The 11,614-nt window shown below is 48.1% G+C and carries 11 protein-coding genes and 1 pseudogene; 3 read left to right on the top strand and 9 right to left on the bottom strand.

Annotated features, from left to right (window positions below; genetic code table 11):
* Positions 1-566: 566 nt before the first annotated feature.
* Complete coding sequence (locus OGY19_RS21245; protein WP_061068133.1) at positions 567-947, top strand: MysB family protein; 381 nt, start codon at positions 567-569, stop codon at positions 945-947.
* Here OGY19_RS21245 and OGY19_RS21240 read toward each other — a convergent pair whose 3' ends face one another.
* The 3 genes from OGY19_RS21240 to mdoG form a co-directional block, all read right to left on the bottom strand.
* Positions 948-1,187, bottom strand: coding sequence for a YceK/YidQ family lipoprotein (locus OGY19_RS21240; RefSeq protein ID WP_202927478.1), 240 nt, complete (start codon positions 1,185-1,187; stop codon positions 948-950).
* Between the two features lie 62 nt (positions 1,188-1,249).
* Complete coding sequence (gene mdoH / locus OGY19_RS21235; protein ID WP_040230656.1) at positions 1,250-3,778, bottom strand: glucans biosynthesis glucosyltransferase MdoH; 2,529 nt, start codon at positions 3,776-3,778, stop codon at positions 1,250-1,252.
* Positions 3,771-5,306: a glucans biosynthesis protein MdoG gene (mdoG, locus tag OGY19_RS21230; RefSeq protein ID WP_086523802.1), complete on the bottom strand. Its 1,536-nt coding sequence runs from the start codon at positions 5,304-5,306 to the stop codon at positions 3,771-3,773. Before mdoG ends, mdoH begins: the two co-directional genes overlap by 8 nt.
* A gap of 271 nt (positions 5,307-5,577) precedes the next feature.
* On the opposite strand from mdoG, the gene mdoC reads away from it, so the two are divergent.
* The gene (gene mdoC / locus OGY19_RS21225; protein WP_115601799.1) at positions 5,578-6,738 is read left to right on the top strand and encodes a glucans biosynthesis protein MdoC; all 1,161 of its coding nucleotides are present in this window, start codon (positions 5,578-5,580) and stop codon (positions 6,736-6,738) included.
* An 80-nt stretch (positions 6,739-6,818) separates the two neighbouring features.
* On the opposite strand, the gene OGY19_RS21220 is transcribed toward mdoC, so the two are convergent.
* The 6 genes from OGY19_RS21220 to csgB all read right to left on the bottom strand — a co-directional run bounded on the left by OGY19_RS21220 (position 6,819) and on the right by csgB (position 10,635).
* Positions 6,819-8,246, bottom strand: coding sequence for a phospholipase D family protein (locus OGY19_RS21220; RefSeq protein ID WP_147293147.1), 1,428 nt, complete (start codon positions 8,244-8,246; stop codon positions 6,819-6,821).
* Complete coding sequence (ymdB, locus tag OGY19_RS21215; RefSeq protein ID WP_101742051.1) at positions 8,182-8,724, bottom strand: O-acetyl-ADP-ribose deacetylase; 543 nt, start codon at positions 8,722-8,724, stop codon at positions 8,182-8,184. The genes OGY19_RS21220 and ymdB overlap by 65 nt, the downstream gene beginning before the upstream one ends.
* Positions 8,725-8,824: 100 nt before the next feature.
* Positions 8,825-9,145, bottom strand: a complete 321-nt coding sequence (locus tag OGY19_RS21210; RefSeq protein ID WP_048211209.1) for a YmdA family protein — start codon at positions 9,143-9,145, stop codon at positions 8,825-8,827.
* 151 nt (positions 9,146-9,296) lie between these two features.
* A complete protein-coding gene (gene csgC, locus OGY19_RS21205; RefSeq protein WP_048211208.1) occupies positions 9,297-9,629 on the bottom strand; it encodes a curli assembly chaperone CsgC in 333 nt (110 codons plus the stop codon).
* Positions 9,630-9,689: 60 nt separating this feature from the next.
* Positions 9,690-10,139 (bottom strand): curli major subunit CsgA, encoded by a 450-nt coding sequence (gene csgA / locus OGY19_RS21200; protein WP_048211207.1) that lies wholly within the window; start codon positions 10,137-10,139, stop codon positions 9,690-9,692.
* A gap of 40 nt (positions 10,140-10,179) precedes the next feature.
* Complete coding sequence (gene csgB, locus OGY19_RS21195) at positions 10,180-10,635, bottom strand: curli minor subunit CsgB (RefSeq protein WP_048211206.1); 456 nt, start codon at positions 10,633-10,635, stop codon at positions 10,180-10,182.
* Between the two features lie 760 nt (positions 10,636-11,395).
* Between csgB and OGY19_RS21190 the strand changes: the two are divergent.
* A pseudogene (locus OGY19_RS21190) lies at positions 11,396-11,551 on the top strand (biofilm master transcriptional regulator CsgD); the annotation flags it as partial.
* Between the last annotated feature and the right edge of the window lie 63 nt (positions 11,552-11,614).

Here is an 11,614-nt window from a genome sequence, read left to right as displayed (position 1 = left end):
ATTTATAACGCATGTTATTATTCATTGAATGTTATGGATGTTTTCTTATACTTTGTTATACATTAACATATTTATCACATATATAATGATTAACAATATCATTTATGGATATCTAACTTAAACAAATATCGATACTTTAAGACGTAATACTCACGCGCATCACTTTTTGCCTTACTCTTTAATTTCAATTAGTTATAATAAAAAAATTATATAAATTATATTGTTTCATCCGCTATAAAGTATGGCTTGCAGTCTATTCAATCACCCCCTTTAAACTATGACATTCTCACTCATGGTGCTCCTGCATAACCGCTTGAGTTTAATACACTCCAACCGATTCTTAAAAACTTAAGGTTTGCTGTTCATGAAACGTATTGGCGGTAGGGTTCCCCCGTGTTTTTGTTGTTCCAGGAAGCACCACAACCGTGTGGTTATGGTAAGAAACACTCGATGCTTCAAGCCGTTGCATACCTGAAACTTCGCGATAAACGAATGCTTTGACAGTTCTCACCACACCACCTATATCTTTTTATTAAGCCAATCACCCATGCGATCAGGATGCGAATATGAATGCCTTGTACCCCACCCTTGAAGAAGCCATTGATGCAGCACGTGAAGAGTTTCTGGCTGATAATCCAGGTCTTGAATCTGACGAAGCCAGCGTCCAGCAGCTGAACGTACAAAAGTACGTGCTACAGGATGGCGATATCATGTGGCAAGCTGAGTTTTTTGCCGACGAAGATGATGGCGAAGGCGAATGTTTACCCATGCTGAGCGGTGAAGCGGCACAAAGCGTTTTTGATGGTGACTATGATGAGATTGATATTCGCCAGGAGTGGCAGGAGGAAAATACGCTCCACGAATGGGATGAGGGTGAATTTCAACTGGAGCCTCCCCTTGACACAGAGGAAGGCCAGACCGCAGCCGATGAGTGGGATGAACGATAGTTACTCGTAAGGCCCATGGTGTATATCGAGCGGTAATAGCAACGTATCAAACACCAGCGAAAACGGCAGATCCAGGATGGTGACGTAACGCCACGCAGAGTCCCGGACATCCCATTGCACGCCTGGATAGTATTGATTTCCGTGTCCTTGTCCGGGGATCGTCCGGCTAATAATGCTGCCGCATCCGCTCAGAAGAAAGACCATCATTCCCACAGCCAGTATTCGCACTGGATACCTCATGACTTTTATATTCAGTATAAAAAAATACCGGCTCCAGGCCGGTATTTTTACGTTTCACACGCTTATTTTTTCCTGAGTGCCAGTGGGTTCAGGGAGATCCCCTGATAATAATTAACCCATGAAGAATACTTATCTGGTGAATTCCAGACGCGATAATGTAAACGCGCCATGGTCACCGGATCGCTCAACAGAACCAGGCGACGATCGCGATTCAGTTTCTCCGGCGTCTCATTCAGCGCCTGCTCGACATGGCGATCACGTGCGATTTCAAGCACGTTACTCGCACGATGGCGCGCGGTAGCCATTGCCGTTGCCAGCGCGTTAAACGACGGGTTAAACACAGCGTGCATGAAACCGTCATCCAGCGAACGATTACGGTTCAACTCCAGATAGTTATCCGTGTCCACCAGCACCTTCGGCGGAGAATACTCTTCCGGGATCAGGAACAGTTTCCAGCGTTTGGTACGTAACCCAACCGTTGAACGACTGGAAATGACGGAAACAAACGGCGACAGGATTAGTGAAAAGACAATCGGAGCCAGCCAGAACAGGAAACGCAGATCCAGCCAGGCCATCCCTACTGCCCACACCAGGCCCAACAACAGCTGAGATCCGTGGCGCATAAACGCCTCGCCCCACGGAGTGGAGTCGTCATCGCGTTGCGGCGAATTCCACACCACTTCCCATCCGAGGAAGGCACTCACCACGAAAACGGTATGGAACAGCATACGCACCGGCGCCAGCAGCACGGAGAACAGAACCTCCAGCAGCAGCGACAACGTGACGCGAATAAATCCACCGTACTCTTTCGTGCCTTTGCACCAGATAAGCAAAATACTCAGCAGCTTCGGCAGGAACAACAGCACCATCGTTGAGGCAAACAACGCGATAGCCAGCTCAGGGCGCCACTGCGGCCAGACCGGGAACAGCTGACGTGGTTGCAGGAAGTACTGCGGTTCCGTCAACGCATGGACCACCTGTAATGCGGTCGACAACGCGAGGAACATGAACCACAACGGTGCTGACAGATAGGACATCACACCGGTCAGGAACACCGCGCGATGAACCGGGTGCATCCCTTTAACCAGGAACAGACGGAAGTTCATCAGGTTACCGTGGCACCAGCGACGGTCACGCTTGAGCTCATCCAGCAGGTTCGGTGGCAGCTCTTCATATGAACCCGGCAGATCGTAGGCAATCCACACGCCCCAGCCCGCACGACGCATCAATGCCGCTTCCACGAAGTCATGGGAGAGGATCGATCCCGCAAATGAGCCTTCGCCCGGCAGCGGTGCAAGCGCACAGTGTTCAATGAACGGTTTCACACGAATAATCGCGTTATGACCCCAGTAGTGCGACTCACCCAACTGCCAGAAGTGAAGTCCGGCGGTAAACAGCGGGCCATAAACGCGGGTAGCAAACTGCTGGCAGCGCGCGTACAGGGTGTCCATACCAGACGCTTTCGGCGAAGACTGGATAATCCCGGCATTCGGGTTCGCTTCCATCAGGCGTACCAGACCGGTCAGACAGTCTCCGCTCATCACGGAATCAGCGTCCAGCACCACCATATAGCTGTACTGGTTGCCCCAGCGACGGCAGAAGTCATCAATGTTACCGCTTTTACGCTTCACACGACGACGACGACGACGGTAGAAAATCTGTCCTTCGCCCTGCACTTCGGCAATCAGCTCCATCCACGCCTTTTGTTCCGCAACGCAGATATCAGGATTGTAGCTGTCACTCAAAATGTAAACATCGAAATGCTCCGCATTCCCCGTGGCTTTAACCGACTCCCACGTAGCGCGCAAGCCCGCGAATACGCGGTCAACGTCCTCGTTACAGATAGGCATGATTAGCGCAGTGCGGTGCTCAGGATTCAGCGGCTCATCCCCTACCGTTGAGGCAGAGATACTGTACTTGTCACGCCCAATCAGCAACTGCAGGAAGCCCATCAGCGCGGTCCAGAAACCGGCTGATACCCAACAAAAAAGCACGGCAAACAGAATGAGGATACCGGTCTGTAGCACATAAGGCAGCAACTGCATAAAGGAAACCCACAGGTTCTGCCCCATCATATCTGCTGGATTAATGAACGCCCATCCCTGATAAGGAAGGATCGTCTTCATATACCAGGTCGCTACGACCGTTTGCGCCAGCGTTAAGATCAACAGCGTATAACGGCGGATCGTGCCGACGGTACGCCATTTCTGCTCACTTTCTTGTTCTTCTTTCGTCAAACGAGAAAGGTAACGCGGTGTGACATCGCGCCCACGCAGGCGATCCCAAAAACGGCCAACCGGGTTAGTACGCCAGGGATCGGGAAACATTGAAGTACGTGTCGCTTTCGGCATTGCCTGCAGCTGGTCACGCCCTTCATCATCCTTTATCAACTGATCTTTGGCCAGAGAGTCTGGCCAGGCTTGCTCAAGGCGAGCTTTTACAGAACCCTGCGGTGAATCATCTTCGCGCGAGTAAGTACGGTGCTCGGCATCCAGCGCCTGATGAACAGCGCGGATGTCAGTTTTCGGCAGTGCCGCTTTTTCGATATCCGAAAGCGGCATTGCGTCAATATACTCAGTTGTCTTATTCATTGGCAGGTAACTGGTAGCTCCAGGTTTCACTCAACGGCTGATCGGCATTGGCCAACGCAGCACGCATTTCAGTGGTTTTCTTCGCATCTTTCACTTTCACGCGCAGCATCAAGCGCCACCCTTTCGTAACCGGGTTGTAACGCACGGTGCTTTCCACGATTTCACCGTTGTCGCCAATGCTGGTTTGCGCGGTAATCGGGGTGTCCTGCGGCAGCTTTTTCATTTCGGTGCCGGTGAAATCCACCACAAACGCGATAGTGCCGTCAGGCTGACGAATAAGATTAGATTGTTTGACATCCCCTGTGGAACGGCGAGTCTGCTGCACCCAGGCATTTTCTGGCGCATGAAGCTTATCTTCATCGCGCGTAAACGTCAGGGTGTACTTAAAGTTCATCTCTTTACCTGCTTCCGGCAGTTGATCCGGAGTCCAGTAGGCAACGATGTTATCGTTTGTTTCGTCGTTAGTGGGGATCTCAACTAATTCAATTTTGCCTTTACCCCAGTCGCCTTTTGGCGTGATCCAGGCACTTGGGCGCAGGTCATAACGGTCGTCGATATCTTCGAAACGGGAGAACTGACGTCCACGTTGCAACAGGCCGAATCCTTGCGGGTTTTCCATCGCAAAGCTGCTCACCGCGAGATGTTTCGGGTTATTCAGCGGACGCCAAATCCACTCGCCGTTACCAGCATGGATAGACAATCCGTTTGAGTCGTGCAGTTCCGGACGATAATTTGTCGTCGGAGATGGCTGGTTCGGTCCGAACAGGAACATACTGGTTAACGGAGCTACGCCCAGCTTGCCCACTTTATCGCGCAGATAGACTTTGGACTGAACATCCACAACCGTGTCACGGCCTGGAATAATCACAAAGCGATACGCCCCGGTTGCACGCGGGGAGTCCAGCAGGGCATAAATGGTTAAACGTTTGTCAGTCGGTTTTGGACGTTCGATCCAAAACTCACGGAAGCGGGGAAACTCTTCACCAGAAGGCAGTGCGGTATCTATCGCGAGACCGCGCGCAGACAGCCCATAGACCTGGCCTGCACCAAGTACGCGGAAATAGCTGGCGCCGAGCATGCTGACGATTTCATCGTTTTTGTCTTTGCTGTTGAGCGGATACAGTACCTTAAACCCGGCGAAACCGAGATCTTTTACCGTGTCTTTATCGTGCTGCACATCGCCAAAATTAAAATAATCCGGGCTGTATTTGATTTTTTTCACCGCAGTTGCGGTAACTTCGTTGATCTTGACCGGCGTGTCGAAGTACATACCCTGGTGGTAGAATTCGAGCTTAAATGGGGTCTTAAGATTGCTCCAGTATGCTTTGTCGCGATTAAACTGGATCTGCTGATAATCCGCATATTTCATGTCGCGGAAAACGGAGGGCAAGTTACTTTTTGGCGCCTCGTAGCCTTTATCGGCTAAGGATTGAGCTTGCTTTGCAACATCATCAATACTGAACGCCCAGCTCGATGATGTATACAGCGTTAACATTACTGCTGCACCCAACCAACGCATTTTCATCATTTGTAGTTTATGTTTCATAATTAGTAAGCACTTCCCCCTTTGTGTGCTTATATTGATCCGATCCATTTTAATGGATAATCGGGTATTCCGACAACTGAATCCCTGTATTGTTCGCGTGCTGGCTCATGGTTTAAGCAGGTTCGCCTGCCTGTTTTCACTTTGAGTGCTTATCCTGGAGACAGGTTGTTGGACTTCGTGTAGGGTTGCCTTCGAATGTAACCATAATTCGTCTTAGGGATAAGACGAAAAGTCTGAGAATACGTAACTGTCTATGAGCTCTGTATCTCCACCACGTGAATATTTTCTGGATTCCATCCGTGCCTGGCTGATGTTGTTGGGGATTCCCTTCCATATCTCGCTGATCTACTCCACACATACCTGGCATGTGAACAGCGCAGAACCGTCATGGATATTGACCCTCTTTAACGATTTCATACATGCATTTCGCATGCAGGTCTTTTTTGTTATTTCGGGTTACTTTTCATACATGCTGTTTTTGCGCTATCCCTTAAAGCGGTGGTGGAAAGTGCGTGTTGAACGCGTGGGGATCCCTATGCTGACCGCCATCCCGCTACTCACACTGCCGCAATTTATCATGCTGCAATATGTGAAAGGCAAAGCCGACAGTTGGCATACTCTCAGTGGGTACGATAAATACAACGCACTGGCATGGGAGCTGATTTCTCATCTGTGGTTTTTACTCGTCCTTGTCGTTTTAACAACCGTGAGTATGTGGGTGTTTAGCCAAATGAAACACCGGTTGACGAGCCCCGATGGCGTCAGCACGTCCACGATATCGATGACAAAGCTGACGTTGATCTTTTTGTTGCTTGGCGTCGGATACGCCGCCGTCAGAAGAACAATTTTTATCGTCTACCCGTCTATTCTCAGCGATGGCATGTTTAATTTTATCGTCATGCAAACGCTGTTCTATGTGCCGTTCTTTATGCTCGGCGCGCTGGCGTTTATCAATCCGCAGTTGAAAGCACTGTTCACAACGCCCTCTCGCAGCTGCACGTTAGGCGCGGCATGCGCTTTTATGGCTTATCTGCTCAATCAACGCTATGGAAACGGCGATGCCTGGATGTATGAAACCGAATACGTGATAACAATGGTGATGGGACTGTGGATGGTTAACGTCGTTTTCTCGCTCGGCCACCGTTTATTGAATTTCCAGTCAGCCCGTGTCACCTATTTTGTCAATGCATCACTGTTTATCTATCTGGTGCATCATCCGTTAACGCTGTTTTTCGGCGCCTATATCACACCGCACATTACATCAAACCTGCTGGGTTTTCTCTGTGGGCTGCTGTTTGTTGTCGGGATTGCGGTAATATTGTACGAAATCCACTTGCGGATACCGGTGCTGAAGTTCCTCTTTTCAGGGAAACCCATCGTTAAGCAGGATAAAAGCAAGGCCATTGCCGGATAGCAGGCCTGTCATTGCATGGTTCAGAGCAACCATTCAATCGGTAATACAGAGGCCAGCCTCACCAGAACCCGCTTCCAGAATCATGTGGCGGGTTCTTTTTTCACTACCCGCTCACTGCCGCCAGGACAATCTACCCAGTTTATCCGACCCCAGCGGTCCAGGCGCAATTGCCAGGCCACATCACGCTGGCTTTGCATAAAGCGTTTATGAATCAATGACGCCAGCACTTCACTCTCAATCACAAATCCCATTTCCGTATTGAGCAACGTTGAGCGCGGATCAAAATTAAGCGAGCCGATGAAGACTTTGCGGCCATCAATGCTGAAGGTTTTCGCATGCAGACTAGAGCCTGAATTGCCGGTCAACCCGCGATCGTGTACCACCGTACCGCGATCGCGGGTTGGTTTTAGCTCATACAGTTCTACACCATAGCGCAGCAATTTTTTCCGCCAGCGCGCATATCCTGCATGCACAATTGCCACATCATTCGCGGCCAGCGAGTTAGTTAAAATAGCAATCTTTACCCCTTTTCGGACCAGGCGCAGGAGTTGTGCGACTCCGGCACGTGTCGGCACAAAGTAAGCGGAAATAATATCAATACGCTCAGTGGGTGAGCCCATGACGTCAAACAAACGCTGCGGTAATAGCGAGTGACGCGGCGCTTTCCCCTCTCCTTTTGCCGGATCGTCACTGAGCAGGCGCGTTTTGGCCCAAATCAGCGACAGTGAACCCTGGTCAAGATGCGTCATAAACTGGCTGGTCTCCAGTTTGTGCAAATAGCGTCGGGTAATATCGTCGTTATACCAGGATTCAGGCAGTTCAATGCGTTGAGTCGTTTCTGGTTCAGACAACTCCAGGACTCTTTGTAACGTTGAAACTGACTGACATTGCCAGTATCGCTCAAAATCATCCGCGACCTCTTTCACCACTGGACCGATGGCCATCACGTCAAGATCGGAAAACAACGGTTCTTCACCCGCACCGAAATAGGCATCTCCGATATTACGCCCGCCGACCAGCGTCACTACACCGTCCGCGGTATAACTTTTATTGTGCATGCGGCGATTGAGCCGGGCGAAATCGGTTAAATACCCCAATGCGCGAAGGATGCGAAATGAAAAGGGATTAAACAGGCGGACTTCAATATTTGGATGGTTATCCAACAGACGCAGCGTGTCATCAAGGCCCGGAGTGTTGTTATCATCCAACAGCAAACGAACCCGTACCCCGCGTTTCGCCGCGGCCAGCAGAACAGAAAACAGCAGCAGCCCGGACATGTCGTTCTCCCAGATGTAATACTGCACATCCAGCGTTCGTTCCGCCATTTCTGTCAGCCGATAACGGGCTGCGAAAGCATCCAGACTGTCATCCAGTGCCAGAATGCCGCACTGGTCCGGATGGCTTGCGCACAATGGGGTAATGGCACGCTCAAGTCGCGTCATATCAGGCCGTGTTATCATCGCCTTGTTGGGTGAGTAATCTCTTGTATAACCTGGCATTTTCCTCATCAAAACACACGAAGTAGATTTGATCAGGTAGCGCACGGCGGGTGATAAATTTTTGCACCGTATTCACCGCAATCTCCGCCGCCGCTGCACGTGGATATCCGTAGGCTCCGGTGCTGATAGCCGGGAACGCAATAGATTGATAGCCATTGGCCAGTGCCAGTTGTAATGAATTGCGATAGGCCTCTTCAAGGCGTTCTGCTTCATGATGATCGCCGCCCTGCCAGACGGGCCCAACAGTGTGGATCACCGCTTTAGCGGGAAGATTTCCCGCCAGGGTGATAACCGCATGGCCGGTTGGGCATTCGCCCTGTTGCTGTAATACCTGTTTGCAGGCCTCCAACAGTGCAGGTCCAGCGACGCGATGAATCGCTCCATCAACGCCACCGCCGCCCAGCAACGAGGAGTTGGCCGCATTGACAATCACATCAACGGCGATTGTCGTAATGTCGCCCTGTAAAACATGAACACGCGATTGCATAAGTTCCCCCTGACAAAACACTCTCCGTTAAGTGTACAGCAGGGTTTTCTATGAAATCTCACTTTTTAACTATACAGGTGCATATCTACGCCAGAACGATTCATTTATATTCAATATTAAGAATTGCCAGATTTTTCTGTTCATTAAGGTACTGCATTCTCATACTGGCAATTTGCTGGAGGCTTTCAGGGGCCATCGTTATCTGTTGTGTGTTATAGCGACTACTCCGTAACTTGCCATCACGTATACATGACACTTCAATCTGCTGTTGTTGCGAGCTCACATCACAAGGCGATTCAACTATTGCGCCACGAAAATGGATAATCCCGCCAGATGTGATTTGCTGCGCCGTTGCGGGGAAGATAAAAAAAGAAGTAACACATAAACTGGTACTTAAAATACGTTTTAATAAGGTGCTCATAAGGGTTCCTCAATGATAAACCATCCTTGAGGGATCGAAGTGATCCTTCACCGCTGCGATTAACGACCAAATAAAAACGTTTTCACGTCTCTATATTCATAGAACAGCACCGCTTTCCCAGCCACACCTTTAAAGCAAATACAGCAAAAAATCATGAGCGATTGCTTGAATCAGGCCACTGCTGGGACAGATGCAATGACTGCCCATCCGAAACGGTAACGACAATGTTGACCGTATCTTCAGGTGAAATATTAAAGCTCAGTTTTGTTAATTCAATCGGCCGATTAGCAGGGATCGACAGGCTTGTTTTCTGTTGCGTTTGGCTTTGCCCCCCCGACCCTTTACGTATGGCAAGAACTTGTACCTCGCACACGCAGGGTTGCGATAATGTCACCTGCGGAATAATGGTATACATCTCACCTTGCTGGGTTGTATTAAAGGTTATTTGATTTGAAAGCGCGGCAATGAGTAATAGCGTATGCATAATATGCTCCCGAAAAAAAACAGGGCTTTCGCCCTGTTTATTATCAGTTATAAAACTGAATTAGTGCTGGTTAGCTGTCGCATTGTTGCCATAACCAACCTGCTGAATCAGAACATTCGAGTCAGATGCAGTCTGATTAACCACCGCACCATTACGACCACCGAACTGAGTTACACTGATGTCAGCATTTTTTGCATTCCACTGATTGATATCAGCGCTGTTCTGGAAGCCAGTCTGTTTCAGGCTAATGGTACTGTCATCAGCACCTTGCCCGACGGTAGCACCGTTACCATGTCCGTGTTGTGTGATGGTCACGTCTGATTTACGTGCATCACTTTGCAGCGCATTCGCAACGTTACTTGACCCATATTGGTAAATACTCAATGAAGAGTCCGGGCCATAATTACTACCGCCACCATGATGATTGCCGCCCCATTGCGGAACAACACCAGCCAGAGCACTGCCAGAAACTACGATTGCTGCGAATGCTGCCACTTTTAAAAGTTTCATGGTAAACCCCCATCGGATTGATTTAAACGTCGTTTACGGATTAGCGTTGAGTAACGCGAATTGCCATTTGCGACTGTCTCTGCACCACAACTGCTGTTTTTTGTGTACCGTACTGGGTAATATTTGCTTTATTACCAGAACCTTTCTGGATAATCATCGCTGTATTACCGTAAGAACTTTGTTTAATACTCGCATCATTGGAGCTGCCCGTTTGATCAATATATGCAAAATTATATGATCCTGTCTGATCTGTTCTCGCCCGGTTACCTGAACCTTCTTGCGAAATGACCGACAATAACTTGCTGCCCTCCTGGCGAGTATTTGCACTGTTAGCAGTGCCAACCTGACCAATAATGGCTGCCTGATTAAATGAAGACTTACTTAATTCATTTACCGCAAAGTTATATTCTGAATTAGCTAAATCATAACTGGTTGCGGATGCAATCCCAGGCACACCCAGTATTGTAAACATCATAAATAACAACTTGTTTTTCATGCTGTCACCCTGGACCTGGTCGTACATGAAGTTAAATTAATTACCACTCAAATTGTTGTTAACATGACTTACATTTGTTAACGCCACGTTACGATGAAGAGTATGTCCGTTGAAACATTTTAAATAACTCACCCGCGAGTGGTATTTTGATATCCAGATTCACCCCAAAGTACTAATTAACAGTGAATAACACCGCTACAGGTATAGGTTTTATTTTTATTTCTCAATCAGAAATGAATTTCTATGCAGTCACTGAAAAAGTGCATTTTCCGCGATTTCAGGGCTTCGCAGCACCGTGTCGCGATAGTCATCGATGCAAGTCGTGACAAAGGTCAGTTTTTTCCTCTTAAAATTGTCCAACGTAAAGTGGGACAAAGAATTTAGAATTCATTAGAAATCTAAAACTCGCCAATCATTAATTAAAACCTTATAAATCAATAAATTATTATAATTTGTATGATTTTTTAAATCTATGCAGTAACGGTAAAATGTACAACTTTCCTATCAAATCTAAACTCCAATAAAACCTAAAAATCACATTTTAATATATAATTTTACATCCTGTTACATGCTTAACACTTGCTTTAAGATTTGTAATAGCTAGATTGAAATCAGTTGAAGTCCATTTGTTTTAATATTTTCACCCCTTTGGGTCGATATTTTATTTCTACACAGCAGTGCAACATCTGTCAGTACTTCTGGTGCCTCTATTTTAGTAGAGACAGCTGTCAGGTGTGCGACTAAAAAGTGGAGTTTCATCATGTTTAATGAAGTCCATAGCATTCATGGTCATACATTATTGTTGATCACGAAACCTTCTTTGCAGGCAACTGCATTATTACAACATTTAAAACAATCACTGGCGCTAACCGGAAAACTACATAATATTCAACGTTCTCTGGGTGATGCTGCCAACTTACTGATTTAGTGTATGATGGTGTTTTTGAGGTGCTCCAGTGGCTTCTGTTTCTATCAGCTG

The sequence above is a fragment of the Citrobacter sp. Cy070 genome (assembly GCF_030332245.1).
GTDB classification, from domain to species: domain Bacteria; phylum Pseudomonadota; class Gammaproteobacteria; order Enterobacterales; family Enterobacteriaceae; genus Citrobacter; species Citrobacter youngae.
This window is presented reverse-complemented; position numbering and strand designations above follow the sequence as displayed.

Bases quoted from the DNA above. Each gene is read 5' to 3' on its own strand.
- OGY19_RS21245 (WP_061068133.1), top strand. From the start codon at position 567: ATGAATGCCTTGTACCCCACCCTTGAAGAAGCCATTGATGCAGCACGT.
- OGY19_RS21240 (WP_202927478.1), bottom strand. From the start codon at position 1,187: ATGAGGTATCCAGTGCGAATACTGGCTGTGGGAATGATGGTCTTTCTT.
- mdoH (WP_040230656.1), bottom strand. From the start codon at position 3,778: ATGAATAAGACAACTGAGTATATTGACGCAATGCCGCTTTCGGATATC.
- mdoG (WP_086523802.1), bottom strand. From the start codon at position 5,306: ATGATGAAAATGCGTTGGTTGGGTGCAGCAGTAATGTTAACGCTGTAT.
- mdoC (WP_115601799.1), top strand. From the start codon at position 5,578: ATGAGCTCTGTATCTCCACCACGTGAATATTTTCTGGATTCCATCCGT.
- OGY19_RS21220 (WP_147293147.1), bottom strand. From the start codon at position 8,246: ATGAGGAAAATGCCAGGTTATACAAGAGATTACTCACCCAACAAGGCG.
- ymdB (WP_101742051.1), bottom strand. From the start codon at position 8,724: ATGCAATCGCGTGTTCATGTTTTACAGGGCGACATTACGACAATCGCC.
- OGY19_RS21210 (WP_048211209.1), bottom strand. From the start codon at position 9,145: ATGAGCACCTTATTAAAACGTATTTTAAGTACCAGTTTATGTGTTACT.
- csgC (WP_048211208.1), bottom strand. From the start codon at position 9,629: ATGCATACGCTATTACTCATTGCCGCGCTTTCAAATCAAATAACCTTT.
- csgA (WP_048211207.1), bottom strand. From the start codon at position 10,139: ATGAAACTTTTAAAAGTGGCAGCATTCGCAGCAATCGTAGTTTCTGGC.
- csgB (WP_048211206.1), bottom strand. From the start codon at position 10,635: ATGAAAAACAAGTTGTTATTTATGATGTTTACAATACTGGGTGTGCCT.